The sequence below is a fragment of the Amycolatopsis sp. NPDC023774 genome (assembly GCF_040639695.1).
GTDB lineage: Bacteria > Actinomycetota > Actinomycetes > Mycobacteriales > Pseudonocardiaceae > Amycolatopsis.
In genome coordinates, this window is sequence record NZ_JBFAAJ010000009.1 from 195,899 (window position 1) to 210,108 (window position 14,210).

A 14,210-nucleotide genomic window follows, 5' to 3' on the forward strand; every position below is an offset into this window, starting at 1 on the left:
CTCGGGCCGGCGGAACGCCAGGACGCGCGCGGCGGTGCTCCGCCGAACGTCACCGTCCTGGTTCTGCGTCTTGTACGACATCAGCACGGTGGTGCGCGAGGGCCGCGACCGCGCGGCGCCGGAGCTGCGGGCGTCCGTCCCATGAGGACACGGGGCGAGCCGGCCCGTGATCAGGTCCGCCGCCGTCTCGCCGATCATGATCGACGGCGCGTTCGTGTTGGCCGACGTCACCACCGGCATGGCCGACCCGTCGGCCACCGGCAGCCCCCGCGGACCCGCCGGCCGCGCGTCGACCACGGCCAGCTCTTCGACGCTCATCGGGCACGTGCCGACCTGGTGGTGGTAGGTCCCGACGGGCCGGTGGGCGGGCGCCTCCGGATCGGCCGGGGCCAAGCGCAGCGTGCCGCGTGATTTCGGCGCGACGAGACCGGCGGCGGTCGGGTAGCCGTGTTCCGGCATCGCGTAGCCCTCGGCCGGGTAGACGAGGTGCAGGAACAGCGGCGGCAGGTCCGGCGCCGGTCTTCGAACGTCGCCGCCGCCTCCGACCAGGCCTCCCCGATGAACATCCCGGACGTGCGCTCGGCCGGGGCGTCGGCGGTCGATGTCCTGGTGTCCTCCTGCTGGCACAACGGTGTTCGCCGCCACGCTCGCAAGCGGGCGCCGCTGCGGGTTGCCGATCGCGGCACGCACGTTGACCAGTAACGCCCTACCTCACCGACGACGGCGTGACCAACGTGGCCGGCAACGGATTCGCGCAGACCCGGGAAACCAGCGCAGCTCGCGCGGCGAGCACCCGCCGCTGGCACACGCAGCCCTGGTCCGTGATCTCTCCCGCGTCCGGATCAGCCGGGCGGGTCGGCACCAGCGGCCGCCGGACCCGGGAGGCCGAACCGGCGACACGGTTCAGCTTCGCCAAGGCGCGCCCAGGTGAGCGGCGAGGACGGACGAGTGCACGACCTCTCCCTCCGGCGACGGGACGGCGTCGAGCACCCGGGCGGTCTCGGCCGCGTTGAGCCACTCCAGTGCGCCCACCTCGACGCGGTCCTCGCCGGTGATCACGGCGTCCGCGAGGATGGGCGCGGCCGAGAACAGCGCGGTGCGGACGACCTCCACCCGGCCGAACGTGCCGGTAGAGAGCCTGAAGTCCTCCGCTGGCCGGCGGCGGTAGCGCAGGCCGTGGGCCGGTCCCGCCGGCGAACGCGACGGCGTCGCCGGGACAGCAGCAGCTTTCGGTGTCGAACGCGACCTCGTCGAGGTCCGGACGCTCCAGGTAGCTTAGGGCCACGCGCGGCACCACACGCGGATTTCGAAGGCGTCCTCGGCACGAGCTTCACCGTCACTCCCGGCAGAGGGGGGCACTTCCACGACACCCGCCACCTGGAGATGAAGCTGAACCGCGTCATCGGCAGCCACGGCGGCAATCTGCGGGAAGCCGGCGAAACTAGACGCCTCATCTCCTCCGGCGCCACCGTCCAGCCGGGTCGGTGGTCTACCCGTTCGAGGAGCTGGCCGAGACCACGCGCCTGGTCCGGCCAAACGGACACGTCGGCGAGGTCGTCGTCCCGTGCCGGGCGCCGGGCCCGCGGCCTCGCCGGCACGGACCCCGCCCTGCGCACCCGCCTCGGCGAGGACCGGATGGCGCAGTGGGCGCGACCGTGACGGCCTCGGGCCCGGCAGGTCCGGCTCAGCCGCATGCGATCCGGCTACGCTCGGGGATCGGTGACAGGATGGTCCGGTGGATGTGCGCACCAGGAACAACGTGACCGTGACCGGCCGGGAAGACGGGCCCACAGTGCTGCTCGCACATGGGTTCGGGTGTGACCAGAACCTGTGGCGGCTCGTCGTGCCGGCGCTGGCCGAGCGGTTCCGCGTGGTGCTGTTCGACTACGTCGGCTCGGGAAAGTCGGACCTGTCGGCGTGGTCGGAGCCGCGGTATTCCCGGCTGGAGGGGTACGCGCAGGACGTGCTCGACGTCTGCGCGGAGCTCGAGCTGCGTGAAGTGGTGCTGGTCGGGCACTCGGTGAGCGCGATGGTCGCGGTGCTGGCCGCCAACCGCGAGCCGGCACGGTTCGCGAAGCTGGTGCTGCTGACGCCGTCGCCGCGGTATCTCGACGACGGCGACTACCGCGGCGGGTTCAGCCGCGCCGACATCGACGAGCTGCTCGACTCGCTCGACGCGAACTACCTCGGCTGGTCTGGCGCGATGGCGCCGGTGATCATGGGCAACCCGGAGCGGCCCGAGCTCGGCGAGGAGCTCAAGGACAGCTTCTGCCGCACCGACCCGGCGATCGCCCGGGTCTTTGCGCAGGCCACGTTCCTGTCCGACAACCGCGCGGACCTGCCGACGGTCGCGGTGCCCACGGCGGTGCTGCAGTGCGCCGAGGACGCTATCGCGCCGCCCGAGGTCGGGCGCTACGTCCACGAGCGGATCGCGGACAGCGTGCTGGTGACTCTCGACGCGACCGGCCACTGCCCGCAGCTGAGCGCGCCCGAGGCGACCGCGGCCGCGATCACGGCGTTCGCGGCCGGCTGATGATGGGCGAGACCGGCGACGCCGGCGGCGGGTCGGCGGGAGAACACCCCGAGGCGCTGGCCGCGTCGTTCTCCGCGCTGTTGGAGGACAGTGCCGAGGACCTCTACGAGCACGCGCCGTGTGGCTACCTGTCCACGTTGATGGACGGCACGATCGCCAAGGTCAACACCACGCTGCTCGGCTGGCTCGGCTACCGGCGCGAGGAACTGGTGGGGCGCCGCCGGTTCGCCGACCTGCTCACTGTCGGTGGCCGGCTGTACCACGAGACGCACTTCGCGCCGTCGCTGCGCATGCACGGCGAGCTCGGCGGCATCGCCCTCGAGCTCAAGGGCGCCGACGGGACACGGTTGCCGGTGCTGGTCACGTCCAGGGTGAAAACCGGTTCGGGCGGCGAAGGCCAGCTGATCCGCACCACCGTCTTCGACGCGCGTGATCGTCGTGCCTACGAGCAGGAACTGCTGCGGGCCCGCCAGGAGGCCGAGCGCGAGCGCGACCGCGTGCAGCGCCTGGCCAGGACGCTGCAGCGGTCGTTGCTGCCGCCGGTGCTGCCAGCCGTGCCCGGGATGGACGTTGCCGCGTACTACTACCCCGCCTCGGCCGACGAGGTCGGCGGCGACTTCTACGATCTGTTCCCACTGACCGGCGGCACCTGGGGGTTCTTCCTCGGCGATGTGTCGGGCAAGGGCGCGGAGGCCGCCGCGGTGACCTCGCTGGCTCGCTACACCTTGCGCGCGGCCGCGGTCTACGACCCGGATCCGGTCACGGTGCTGGGCAATCTCAACACCGTGCTCAACCACGAGTACCACAGCACCGACCCGCGGTACTGCACCGTCGTCCACGGGCTGCTCGTGCCCGACGCCGGGGGCGCCACCGTCACCCTCGCCGGCGGCGGGCACCCGCCCGCGCTGCTGATCCGCCACGACGGCGCAGCCGAGCTGCTCGAAACGCCCGGTGGCCAGCTGGTCGGCGCGCTGCCCGACGCGCGGTTCGTCGCCGTCGAGCGCCACCTCGGGCCCGGGGACACACTGGTGCTGTACTCCGACGGCCTGACCGAAGCCCGCACGCGGGACCGCGTCCGCTACAGCGAGGAACAGCTGCGCGACTTCGCCTCGACCCTCGCCCCGGCCACGGCGACGACGGTGGTGGCCGCGATCTCCGACCTGCTCGCCGGCTTCGCCGAAGGCGTCGACGACGACACCGCCCTGCTCGCCCTGAGCATTCCGCACACCGGAGACGAGGAGCCGTGACCATCGAGTTCGCCGTCACCACCCGCGACACCGCGTCGGGCCCTGTGCTCGAGCTCAGCGGGGAGCTCGACGCCGCGACCGCGCCCGACGCCCTCGAAGCGATCCGGCTCCTCGCCCTGTCAGCCGGGCATCAGCTGCTCGTCGACCTGAGCGGGTTGCAGTTCTGCGATTCCAGCGGCGTCTCGGTCCTGATCGCGGCTCGCAACGTGGCTGTCGCGTCCGGCGCGGCGATCGCATTGGCCGCGGTGCCCGGCGACCTGGCCCGCACGCTCGGCCTCGTCGGGCTGGCCGAGCTTTTCAAGAGCTACCCCACCACCGAGGACGCCCGCAAGGCTTGGGCGTCAAGCGCTTCCGGCCAGTGACCGCGTGCCCCGCCCGTCCCGCGCGGCACGTCGCGACACCGGTGGCTGTGCGGACCGGCGGTGGGCGGACGAGTATCGAAGCATGCCGGTATCAGATCCGAACTCAGGACAAGACCCCCGCTCGTTCGCGGCGGAAACGACCATCAGCCTGCGCCGCGCCGGATCCGCCGTGGTGCTGACCGCGCAGGGCGAGTTCGACGCGGTGAGCACTCCCGAGCTGCGGACCTCGATCCACAAGGCGGTCGAAGACGGCCCCGAGGTGCTGGTGATCGACCTCACCGCCGTGGAGTTCTTCGGCTCGGGCGCGATCGCGGCCCTGGTCGACGCGCACCTGAGGGCCGCCGAGCAGACCAGCCTGCGCCTCGCGGTCGAGCATTACGTCGCCCGCACGCTGAAGCTGGTCGGCCTCGACCGACAGCTCGCGACGTACCCCTCGGTGGAGGAAGCTCTGGCCGCCGGGTGAGCATCCGGTGCTTGAGAGTGCCGTGCGCGGGTATCCCGAGCCATGACGTCCAGGCCAACCCGATCAGGAAAAAGGCGAGGTGGCGCACATGGCTCCGGCCGGCGATTCCGGGGCGCCCGTCACCCCCGAGCTGCGGGTCACGTCGCCGGCGCGCACCGGTGACGTGACCAAGGTGCGCCACAAGCTCACCCGGTGGATCGCGGCGCACCACCCGCCGGCCGACCTCGTGGGCGACATCGCACTGGCCGCCTACGAGGCACTGATCAACACCGCCGAGCACGCCTACCCGGCCGGCGCTGCCGGCGACGTCGAGCTGCGCGCCCAGCACCAGCCCGGGCTGATCCGCGTCACGGTCACCGACTTCGGCCGCTGGGCGCGCTCGCCGGCCGCACCCGACCCGTCGCGGGGCCGCGGGCTGGCTCTCATCCGGATCTTGTCCGACGACGCCACGATCGTCCGCACCGACTCCGGCACCACCGTGACCATGACCTGGCGCCTGCACCCCGACCCCACTTAGATCACCGCGGGTGCGGCGTTGTGTGAGGACGGGCCGCGTGCATCCAGCGATACGACCGGATGTCCACGATACCGCTCAGTCCACACTGGACAGTCGAGTGAGGAGCGGCCCGGTGAGGCCGCCGCGGTGTTCTTCATGAGGATCCTGGCCGAGTTCCGGTACCGCTTCCCCGGCAATCCGATGTGGACAATCCGCGGCATGGCCCGGACCGTGACGCAGGTGTGACCAACCGGCGGTTTCGCCCCGCCCTACCCGGGATACCTTGGTGGTAATCGCCCCGGAACCTCGGCGACCACCGTCCGTCTCCGAGAAGTGAGCGATCGCATGACCCATACCCTCACCCGTCCTGGCCCCGACACGCGAAAACCCGCGGAGCCGATGCTGTCGGGAGAAAAGACCCGGACCGAGAACTTCCTGGTGAAGCTGTTCGCCGTCGTGCCGTTGCTGGCGCTGGCCGCGGCGGTGCCGTTCGCGTGGGGGTGGGGCCTGGGCTGGGTCGACCTCGGCCTGGCCGCCGGGTTCTACGTGCTCACCTGTCTCGGCGTGACGATCGGGTTCCACCGGTACTTCACGCACGGCGCGTTCAAGGCCGTTCGCGCGCTGCGGATCGCGCTCGCGGTGACCGGGAGCATGGCGATGCAGGGGCCGGTGATCGGCTGGGTCGCCGACCACCGCCGCCACCACGCTTACGCCGACCGCGAAGGCGATCCGCACTCCCCGTGGCGCTACGGCACCACACCGGCCGCGCTCGCCAAGGGGTTCTGGTACGCGCACATGGGCTGGCTGTTCGACCGCCGGCGGACCAACGCCCGGCGTTTCGCCCCCGACCTGCTCGCCGACCGCGACCTCGCCCGCGTGGACCGCTGGTTCCCGGCGTTGACCGTGCTCACGCTCCTGGCGCCCGCCCTCATCGGCGGTCTCGCCACGATGTCCTGGTGGGGCGCGCTGACGGCGTTCTTCTGGGCGAGCCTGGTGCGCGTCGCGGTGCTGCACCACGTGACCTGGTCGGTGAACTCGCTGTGCCACCTGATCGGCGACCGGCCCTACGCCGCGCGTGACAAGTCGGCGAACTTCTGGCCGTTGGCCATCGCGTCCATGGGCGAGTCGTGGCACAACTCCCACCACGCCGATCCGACCGGTGCCCGCCACGGTGTCCGCCGTGGCCAGCTGGACATCTCGGCCCGGATCATCTGGCTGTTCGAGAAGGCCGGCTGGGCCACCGACGTCCGCTGGCCGAAGCCCGAACGCCTGGTCCGCAAGCTCAACCCGGGCTACGCGCCGGGGCTCGAACGCGGAGTGCCCGGCCCGCGATGACCCTGCCTGCCGGACCCAACCCCGGTTTCATCAGCTCGGGTTGACCTCGCAGCCGCCCGAGCTCGGACTACCGCACAACCGTGGGGGGCCAAGGGAACTCCACTCCACCGCCGGTCGCTGTTCCTGCTCGGCATGGCGGCTGCGGCGGTGGTCTACGGGCCGGTGCGGCTCCTGGCCCTCGGTGGCTTCCCGACGTGCTGCTCGGCGATCTGGCCATCTCCGTGATCGCCGGGTGCTGACGCCGGCGTGGCTGCTGATCGTCGGCGTCCCCTGCGCGGCGCTGGTTTCGATCACCGTCGTCGTTCCCATCGCCGCCGCGGCGCTGCTCATCGTCCGCGAAACCCTGTACCCGCGCACCGACCGAGCCTGGCGAGGTACGGCGCGTGCGCCGAGTGTGTTAGGACTGGGTCCTAGCAAAGGGGCTCCAGGTGCACCAGCTCAGTCTCGGCGTCATCGCGCGTTCACGGAAAGAGAACGAACGTCGGTTGCCGATCCACCCGCACCACCTCGACCGGATCGACGCCGATCTCCGGAAAACCATCTACCTCGAACACGGCTACGGCGAACCCTTCGGCGTGCCCGACGAGCGACTGGCCGGCAGCGTCGCGGGGCTGCGCTCGCGCGAGCAGCTCATCGCCGAGTGCGACGTCGTCCTGCTGGCCAAGCCGCTGGCCGACGACGTCGCCGAACTGCGGGACGGCCAGGTGCTGTGGGGCTGGCCCCACTGCGTGCAGGACGCCGAGCTGACCCAGCTGGCCATCGACCGGCGGCTGACGGTGATCGCCTTCGAGGCGATGAACCACTGGCGCCGTGACGGCTCGTTCGGCCTGCACGTGTTCCACAAGAACAACGAGCTGGCCGGTTACTGCTCGGTGGTGCACGGCCTGCAGCTGATCGGGTCGACCGGCGACTTCGGCCGGCGGCTGCGGGCGGTGGTGATCGGTTTCGGCGCGACGGCGCGCGGCTCGGTGACGGCGCTGAACGCCCACGGGGTCCACGACGTCGACGTCCTTACCGCTCGTGGCCTCAGCGCGGTCGGCTCGCCGATCCACTCCGCGACGATGGTGCACATCGACCACGACGTGACCAACCCGGGCGATCTCCGCCGCAGCCACGCGCTCACCCCGAGGGGCCGGGTGCCGCTCGCCGGGTTCCTCGCCGAGCACGACATCGTCGTCAACTGCGTGCTGCAGGACACCGACGCGCCGCTGACCTTCCTCATCGAGGACGACCTCGCCGCGTTCACCGCGGGCAGCCTCATCGTCGACGTTTCGTGCGACGAAGGCATGGGCTTCAGCTGGGCACGGCCCACGACGTTCGCCGCGCCGACCTTCGCGGTCGGTGACGGCATCACCTATTACTCCGTCGACCACAGCCCGTCCTACCTGTGGAACTCGGCGACCTGGGAGATCAGCGAAGCCCTGCTGCCGCACCTGCGCTCGGTCCTTTCGGGCCCCGCCACGTGGGACGACCACCCCACGGTCCGGCGCGCCGTCGAGATCCGCGACGGCACGGTCGAAAACCCCGCGATCCTGTCCTTCCAGCACCGGTCACCGGAATACCCGCACCACCACCTCTGAGCCCGGCGACGTGGCTTCACCGCCCGGAGAAACCAGCGCTCCGGGCGGCGAAGCCAGGCCTTCACGGCGCCTGACGACCGGTGTCGTGCGCGAGCGCGTGGAGCAATGCGGCCAGCCCGCCAGGCGCGCGGCCGTGCAACCGGGGGCTGGTGAACACGCGTGCGGCCGGTTCGTGGCACCGCTGATACCCGGCCGCGCCGAGGCGGTGCCACAACGCGTGGTCTTCGCCGGTGGCGATCGGGCCGAAGCCGCCGACGCCGCGGTAGGCGTCGGCGCGGACGGCGAGGTTGGCGCCGTAGACATTGGGTTCGCCGCCCGCCACGACGTCGCGGTAGCGGGCCGCCGCCGTGCTGGTGCCGGGGAACGGCGCGAACAGGTGCGCCGGGCCGGCGCACGCGTGCCAGCCGAGGCGGGCACGGTCGAGGTGCCGGGCCGCCCACAGCGGGGTCACCTCGGTGTCGGCGTCGGTGTTGAGCAGCAGCACCTCGGAGGCCGAGTAGCCGGGCAGCGCTCGGAGGGCCGTTCGGCAGCCGAGGTCGCGCACGGCGCCGATGGTGGTGAGCCGGGTGTTCGTCGTGACGTGGGCGCCGTGGCGGCGGGCGAGCGCCGCGGTGGCGTCGGTGCAGCGGTCGGCGACGACGACCACGGTACGGGCCGTCCCGGCCGGCAGTTGCGCCAAGGCACGGTGGACGGCGTCGAGGCAGCGCGGCAGGGTCGTGGCTTCGTCCCGGGCGGGGACGACCACGGCGACAGCGGCGATCACCGGCGCCTCAGCACGTGCAGCAGGAACTCCTCGTCGACGTGCTCCACCACGGTCTCGAGCCCCGGGTGCCCCGCCAGCCGCCGGTGGACCTCCCGGCCGTCGCGCGGTGCTTCCGGTGCCCAGTGTCGCCAGTGCACGGCCGCGATCTCGCCGCCGGGCGCGAGGGAGGCCACGGCGCGGTCGATCGTGGCGGTGAGGTCGGCGTCGTCCAGGTAGTACAGCAGCTCGCCGAACACGACGAGGTCGACCGGCCCCGCGGGCAGCACGTCCGGCACGGCGCCCTCGTGGACGTCCGCTGTGGACAGCCCGGCTGTGGCCTCCCGCGTGCGCCGCACGGCTTCCGGCACCGGGTCGGAGGCCAGCAGCCGGTCGCACCGGTCCGCGAGTTCGCGCGTCAGGGCGCCGGTGCCGCAGGCCGGTTCGACGACGGTGCCGTAGTGCTCGCGGGGCAGCGCGGCGAGCAGCAGTCCGCGTTTGCGGCGTTCGTACCAGCTGGTGGCGACCTGCCACGGGTCGGCCGCCCGATCGTAGAGCTCAGCGAACCGGCCGACGGGCGCCGAGCGGGCCGGTGGCACGCGCAAGAGGGTCTCGTGCGGCCGGTCGAAATGGGCGAGCACTTCGGGCGGCAGGATGGGGTCTTCGCCACGGGGGCCGGGTTTCAGCTGTGAGACGAACTCGCGGACGGCGGTGGCCTTGGCCGCCCGCTCGGCGACGCTGAGCGAGTACGCGCGGGCGAGGTGCCACGGGACGTCCGGCGAGTCCGGCCGGCCCCAGTGCCACAACCAGATCGGGTAGGCCCAGCAGTGCGCGGTCACGGGCGCGGCGGCCACCGCGGCCCGCCCCGCCGCCCGGTGGTCCGGGTGCGGGTCGTCCGGCCACGGCATCAGGCACAGGTCGCGGTCGGCGGCGTGCTCGCGCAGCGCATCCGTGAGCTCCGCAGTGCGCTCGGCCAGGCCCGAGTCCGGCAGGCCGAGCCAGATCGGTTCCACTTCGGACAGTCCCTGTGCCGCGAGCGCGCGCGCCAGTTCCTTGCGGCGGACGCTCGCCAGCCGGCGGCGTTCGGCGGCGTCGGCGGCGGGGAACGCGGCTTCGCCGTCGGTGACCACGACGAGCGTCACCGCCGCGCCGGCGGTGTGCAGGTGCTGCACCAGCCCACCGGCGCCGAGCGTTTCGTCGTCGGGGTGCGCGGCGACCACGAGCACGCGGCGGAAGTCGTCGTCCGGCCACGGCTCGTACTCCCGCGTCCATTCGCTCTCCGGTACGAACGGCTTCACGGCGTCACCTCCAGCACGCGGCGGCCCAGCGCGGCGAGGTCCCGCTCGCCGTGGTGCTGGCGCACGAAGACCTGCAGGTCGGCCAGGCGCTGGGCGAACCCGCGGTCGCGGCACATCGGCGCGGGGCCGGTGATGCGGGGCGCGCGGTCGAGCACCTCCCGGGCGGCGTGCTCCACGCTCGCGCGGCAGGTGTCGTGGAGCAATGCGGGATCCGGCGCGTCCTCGAGCACACCCGCGGTCGCCGTGAGCAGGGCGTCGGCCGCCGCGATCGCGGTGTGCAGCGCGCCGAAATGCGCGAGCTGGTGTTCGTCGGCTTTCTCCCGCAGCACGTCGCGGACCACGTCGAGGACACCGGCCGCACCGCCCAGCCAGACGGCGGCGACTCCCGTGCCACCGAAGACGAACCCGGGCCGCTCGACGTACCAGCCCGGGGGCCCGATGACCGAGTCGGACGCGACGGGAACCGAGCCGAAGACGACGTCGCCGCTGTCGGAGGCGTCCATTCCCAGTGCCTGCCACGCTTCCGGGTGGCGCGCCACGCCTGCCGCGGTGAGGTCGACCTCCACGAGCCGGTCCCCCGCGGCGACGAGCGCCCGGTCGAGTGTGGTCAGCCCGGAGCAGAACCGGACCGTCCCGGAGAGCCGGCCGCCGTCGAGAGCCGCGCCGGTTCCTCCGGACTTCGCGGCCCAGACCCCGTACAGCGCACCGGGTTCCGGCTTGCGTCCCGCCTCGGCGAGGATCGCGACGGCGTCGGTGTGCCCTTCGGCCAGCCGCGCCAAGGCGAGGTCGCGCCGCCCGTACGCGGCGAGAGCCGACCAGCGCCGCGCGAGCCCGCCGTGGCCGGGCACGGGCAGTTCCAGCGCGCCGTTCGCCAGCAGCGCGCGCAGCTCAGCGGCCACCCACTCGACGGTCCGGGGCACCGGGAGCGGTTCCGGGAGCGGCTCAGCACTCAGCAAGGAAGTCATCACGAGGTCCTGTCTGCCGATCGGTCGGGTTCGGCTCAGCCGGGGGTCGTCTCGCCGCCCAGCGCGGCGAGGACTTCCCCGCTGTAGTACGAGGAGAGCCGGTCGGCGGCGAGGAGCACGTAGGACGGGGCGAGTTCGTCGGGGTGCGCGGCGCGGCCGAACGGCGCCTGCGAGCCGAACTCCTGCACCTGCTCCGGTGGGAACGTCGACGGGATCAGCGGTGTCCACACCGGACCCGGCGCGACGCAGTTCACGCGCACGCCGCGGTCGGCCAGCGCCTGGGCCATCGAGTACGTCCACGCGTGGATCGCACCCTTGGTGGCCGAGTAGTCGATGAGGGACTTGTTGCCGCGCAAGCCGTTGACCGAACCGGTGTTGATGATCGACGAGCCCTCGCCCAGGTGTGGCAGCGCGGCGGCGGTCACGCGAAAGTAGCTGTGCATGTTGACGTCGAACGTGCGCAGCCACTGCTCGTCGGTGAGGTCCTCCGGCGCGTCGACGGGCCACTGCACGGCGGCGTTGTTCACGAGCAGGTCGAGACCACCGAGCTGCTCGACGGTGCGGGCCACCACGTCGCGACAATGCTGCGCGGCGGCCAGATCGCCGGGCAGCAGCACGCACTTGCGTCCTTCGGCTTCGACGCGGCTCGCGGTGTACTTCGCGTCGTCGTCCTCTTCGAGGTAGGCGATGGCGACGTCCGCGCCCTCCTTGGCGAACGCGATCGCCACGGCCCGGCCGATGCCCGAGTCGCCGCCGGTGACCAGGGCGCGCCTACCCGCGAGGAGCCCGCTGCCCTCGTAGCCGTCCATCGTGTCACGCGGGCGCGGCTCCATCTCCTCGGTAACCCCGGGCGGCTCCTGCTGCTGGGGCGGACGCTGTTCGTCGGGCATGCGCTTCTCCTGTGCGGTCAGGGTCCTTGCGCTCACCGGTTACCCCCGCGCGCCCCCTTCCAAAGCCCGGCGCAGCGGGTTTCGCCCGGCCGCAAGCGGGTAACCGGTACAATGGTCTGCGCAACTTCGGGGTGCTCCTGCACCAGAGGCGATCTCCTACCGTCGGACACCCTCGCCGGCCAGGATTTCCGACGTGGCGGTGGGGGACTCTTCGCCGGCGGCCGCGCGCAGCGCGGCATGGGCCGCTTCCCGCGGAGTCTCCGGGGGCACCACCAGCAGGATGACTTGGCGTGCGTTCGAGCCGATCGCTGTGATCGTGTGCGGGTTCGTGAATCGAAAGCCCTCGAGTGGCACGATCCGGTCGCCGAGATAGACCTTGCGGGTCGCCGGGCCCCAGGTGTCCAGGTGGTAGGACACCCGCGTGACCGGTCCCACCCACAGTTCGAGCGCCGCCGCCAGCGAGGGCAGTTCCGCTTCCAGGTCCGTCGACCGCGGCCACCAGCCGCCGTCGACCTGGCCGCGTTCGGCGCCGGTCTTTTTCACCCGCAGCCGGGGCTCGTGGAGTTGTTCTGCTTCCCGCTGAATCACGGTCGCCATTCCGGCGCTCCCGCCTCCGGCCCTCGACGGGGCCGGGGATCGTCAGTGCGCCAGAGGTGGCACCGGCGAACGGCCGAATACTGTTTCGCCCCTGGTATCACCAGGCTACCCGGAAGCCGGCGCAATCGGCGTACGCTGAACGTACTGGCCCGCGAAATCACCGATTCGATTCTGTCGGCCTAGGACGGCGCACCGCCCGGAATCCGCGGCAGCGGCCATCGCACGAAGCGAGCCGGACAGGAGTGCGACCATGAAGTTCGAATCGGACCGCGGTGCGGCGGGAACGGTGATCGGCTCGCTCGCGACCGGAAATCGGCTGCGATTGAAGGAACCGGGCGCGGCAAAGGGCTGTTTCGACGGCGCCTGGTGGCCGCGGTCGCGGGATCCGGTGAGGGAGTTCAGTGCCCTCGTCGCGGCGGTCGCCGCCGGACGCGGTCGAGTGGAACGCATCGGGTTCAACCCGGCCGCGTGGGACCTCGCGCCCGCCCGGCTCGCCCACGGCCCCGATCTGGTGCGGCTCGCCGGATTCTTCGGGCTCCAGCAGCACACGGTGGTGGTCGTCGGACCCCGCCTGCACCACCTGACCCTGTTGGTGATCCCGCCGGACGCCGACCCCGCGGCCGCGGAACGCGCGCTGATCGCGGCGTCCGCCCCGGACAGCACGGGCTCCGCCCACTTCATCTTGAGCGACACCGGTGTCATCGACCTGGTTGACCCCACCCTGTCCTGAGGTACCCACCGGCCGTCCTGAGCACGATCGGAGGTCCCGTGTCCGACCCACCGCACAGGCCGCCTGACCGCCCCCGGGTGCGGCTCAAGCCCGCGCTCTCCGTCGCGGGCTGCGTCGACGGCGCCTGGTGGCCGCGGTCGACGGATCTGGCAGCCGAGGTCCCGGAACTCGCGGCCGCGCTCGCCGAGCGGATCGGACAGGTGTGGCGGGTGGCGTTCCCCTCGTCGGCGTGGACGGTGACGCGAACCAGAATGGTGAACCGCGGCATGATCATCCGGCTGGAGGGGTTCCGGTCGCAGGATCGCCACATCGTGCACGTGACCGGCAGCCTGATGCGCCGCCTGACCCTGCTCGTCGTTCCCGCCGGAACGACGCCGGCCATCGTCGAGCGCGCGATGTCGGCCGCCTCGGACCAGAACGACGCAACCCGCCCGGAGGCGATCCTGGACGGCGCGGGCCTGGCTCCTCCCCTTGCCGAGAACGACATCCGCCGCTGGGAATCCGAAGGTGGCTCCACGGTGTGAACACGTGCCGGCGCGCTCTCGCCCGGAGCCGGTCCAGCGGGGCTCGGCCGGTGGTGAGGCCGTCGAAAACAGTGTCCACAAGAGACCGCACGTTCGGCCCGTCGATCGTCTCCGGGCCCATCGGCAGACGGTGGTACATCGCGCCGTAAGGGCGTCGATGGCGGCCGAGCGGGGTCTCGCCTCGGCGCCGACTACGTTCGAGGACCTGTTCCATGGCGTGGCGCCGGGAGGTCAGCAGCGTCAAGCGGAAGAGTTCGCCGAATGCCTGCGCGCGACGGACGTCCTCGGTGCACCGGCGTCCGCCGGTCTCGACCGTCGCTCGGGCGCCACGGCCCATCCGGCGTGGCGCGCATGGAGCACCCCCGGTGGTGACCTGAGGCCGGCTTTCAGACCACTCGCTCCGTAATAAGTTAAAGTGTTACGGTTATGTCGCCGGCCTCGGTGGCCGGAC

The 14,210-nt window shown here is 72.2% G+C and carries 15 protein-coding genes and 1 pseudogene; 9 read left to right on the forward strand and 7 right to left on the reverse strand.

The features are described 5' to 3' along the window. Positions 1 to 240 precede the first annotated feature (240 nt). Together AB0F91_RS21360 and AB0F91_RS21365 are read right to left on the reverse strand one after the other, a co-directional pair. Positions 241 to 459: pseudogene (locus AB0F91_RS21360) on the reverse strand (choline dehydrogenase); the annotation flags it as partial. A 444-nt stretch (positions 460 to 903) separates the two neighbouring features. Further along, positions 904 to 1,113, reverse strand: coding sequence for a hypothetical protein (locus AB0F91_RS21365; protein WP_360599645.1), 210 nt, complete (start codon positions 1,111 to 1,113; stop codon positions 904 to 906). A gap of 622 nt (positions 1,114 to 1,735) precedes the next feature. On the opposite strand from AB0F91_RS21365, the gene AB0F91_RS21370 reads away from it, so the two are divergent. From AB0F91_RS21370 to AB0F91_RS21400, 7 genes are all read left to right on the forward strand, one after another. Then, entirely contained in the window at positions 1,736 to 2,533 is a 798-nt protein-coding gene (locus AB0F91_RS21370) for an alpha/beta hydrolase (protein WP_360599647.1), read from the forward strand. Continuing rightward, a complete protein-coding gene (locus AB0F91_RS21375) occupies positions 2,533 to 3,780 on the forward strand; it encodes a SpoIIE family protein phosphatase (protein WP_360599649.1) in 1,248 nt (415 codons plus the stop codon). The genes AB0F91_RS21370 and AB0F91_RS21375 overlap by 1 nt, the downstream gene beginning before the upstream one ends. Beyond that, positions 3,777 to 4,142, forward strand: a complete 366-nt coding sequence (locus AB0F91_RS21380) for an STAS domain-containing protein (protein ID WP_360599651.1) — start codon at positions 3,777 to 3,779, stop codon at positions 4,140 to 4,142. The genes AB0F91_RS21375 and AB0F91_RS21380 overlap by 4 nt, the downstream gene beginning before the upstream one ends. Positions 4,143 to 4,224: 82 nt before the next feature. After that, positions 4,225 to 4,605, forward strand: a complete 381-nt coding sequence (locus AB0F91_RS21385) for an STAS domain-containing protein (protein ID WP_360599653.1) — start codon at positions 4,225 to 4,227, stop codon at positions 4,603 to 4,605. A gap of 88 nt (positions 4,606 to 4,693) precedes the next feature. Further along, positions 4,694 to 5,122 carry an ATP-binding protein gene (locus AB0F91_RS21390; RefSeq protein WP_360599655.1) on the forward strand — a complete coding sequence of 143 codons (429 nt, stop codon included), beginning with the start codon at positions 4,694 to 4,696 and terminating at the stop codon, positions 5,120 to 5,122. 324 nt (positions 5,123 to 5,446) lie between these two features. Further along, positions 5,447 to 6,436, forward strand: a complete 990-nt coding sequence (locus AB0F91_RS21395; protein WP_360599657.1) for an acyl-CoA desaturase — start codon at positions 5,447 to 5,449, stop codon at positions 6,434 to 6,436. A gap of 428 nt (positions 6,437 to 6,864) precedes the next feature. After that, positions 6,865 to 8,016: a N(5)-(carboxyethyl)ornithine synthase gene (locus AB0F91_RS21400; RefSeq protein WP_360599659.1), complete on the forward strand. Its 1,152-nt coding sequence runs from the start codon at positions 6,865 to 6,867 to the stop codon at positions 8,014 to 8,016. Positions 8,017 to 8,077: 61 nt separating this feature from the next. Here the strand turns inward: AB0F91_RS21400 and AB0F91_RS21405 are convergent, their stop codons facing one another. From AB0F91_RS21405 to AB0F91_RS21425, 5 genes are all read right to left on the reverse strand, one after another. After that, positions 8,078 to 8,779 carry a glycosyltransferase family 2 protein gene (locus tag AB0F91_RS21405; protein WP_360599661.1) on the reverse strand — a complete coding sequence of 234 codons (702 nt, stop codon included), beginning with the start codon at positions 8,777 to 8,779 and terminating at the stop codon, positions 8,078 to 8,080. Continuing rightward, complete coding sequence (locus tag AB0F91_RS21410; RefSeq protein WP_360599664.1) at positions 8,776 to 10,053, reverse strand: bifunctional PIG-L family deacetylase/class I SAM-dependent methyltransferase; 1,278 nt, start codon at positions 10,051 to 10,053, stop codon at positions 8,776 to 8,778. Before AB0F91_RS21410 ends, AB0F91_RS21405 begins: the two co-directional genes overlap by 4 nt. Further along, complete coding sequence (locus AB0F91_RS21415; protein WP_360599666.1) at positions 10,050 to 11,018, reverse strand: acyl-CoA dehydrogenase family protein; 969 nt, start codon at positions 11,016 to 11,018, stop codon at positions 10,050 to 10,052. The genes AB0F91_RS21410 and AB0F91_RS21415 overlap by 4 nt, the downstream gene beginning before the upstream one ends. Before the next feature lie 35 nt (positions 11,019 to 11,053). Next, positions 11,054 to 11,908 carry an SDR family oxidoreductase gene (locus AB0F91_RS21420; protein WP_360599668.1) on the reverse strand — a complete coding sequence of 285 codons (855 nt, stop codon included), beginning with the start codon at positions 11,906 to 11,908 and terminating at the stop codon, positions 11,054 to 11,056. 156 nt (positions 11,909 to 12,064) lie between these two features. After that, positions 12,065 to 12,505 carry a DUF5994 family protein gene (locus AB0F91_RS21425; protein ID WP_360599670.1) on the reverse strand — a complete coding sequence of 147 codons (441 nt, stop codon included), beginning with the start codon at positions 12,503 to 12,505 and terminating at the stop codon, positions 12,065 to 12,067. Positions 12,506 to 12,755: 250 nt separating this feature from the next. Here AB0F91_RS21425 and AB0F91_RS21430 point away from each other — a divergent pair, with 250 nt between their 5' ends. After that, a complete protein-coding gene (locus tag AB0F91_RS21430) occupies positions 12,756 to 13,235 on the forward strand; it encodes a DUF5994 family protein (RefSeq protein WP_360599672.1) in 480 nt (159 codons plus the stop codon). 77 nt (positions 13,236 to 13,312) lie between these two features. After that, complete coding sequence (locus tag AB0F91_RS21435; RefSeq protein WP_360599674.1) at positions 13,313 to 13,759, forward strand: DUF5994 family protein; 447 nt, start codon at positions 13,313 to 13,315, stop codon at positions 13,757 to 13,759. The last annotated feature ends 451 nt before the right edge of the window (positions 13,760 to 14,210 follow it).

What these genes read in the sequence shown, in the direction of transcription:
- AB0F91_RS21420 (WP_360599668.1), bottom strand. Translation starts at nt 11,908, where the DNA reads ATGCCCGACGAACAGCGTCCGCCCCAGCAGCAGGAGCCGCCCGGGGTT.
- AB0F91_RS21415 (WP_360599666.1), bottom strand. Translation starts at nt 11,018, where the DNA reads ATGACTTCCTTGCTGAGTGCTGAGCCGCTCCCGGAACCGCTCCCGGTG.
- AB0F91_RS21395 (WP_360599657.1), top strand. Translation starts at nt 5,447, where the DNA reads ATGACCCATACCCTCACCCGTCCTGGCCCCGACACGCGAAAACCCGCG.
- AB0F91_RS21425 (WP_360599670.1), bottom strand. Translation starts at nt 12,505, where the DNA reads ATGGCGACCGTGATTCAGCGGGAAGCAGAACAACTCCACGAGCCCCGG.
- AB0F91_RS21390 (WP_360599655.1), top strand. Translation starts at nt 4,694, where the DNA reads ATGGCTCCGGCCGGCGATTCCGGGGCGCCCGTCACCCCCGAGCTGCGG.
- AB0F91_RS21375 (WP_360599649.1), top strand. Translation starts at nt 2,533, where the DNA reads ATGATGGGCGAGACCGGCGACGCCGGCGGCGGGTCGGCGGGAGAACAC.
- AB0F91_RS21430 (WP_360599672.1), top strand. Translation starts at nt 12,756, where the DNA reads ATGAAGTTCGAATCGGACCGCGGTGCGGCGGGAACGGTGATCGGCTCG.
- AB0F91_RS21385 (WP_360599653.1), top strand. Translation starts at nt 4,225, where the DNA reads ATGCCGGTATCAGATCCGAACTCAGGACAAGACCCCCGCTCGTTCGCG.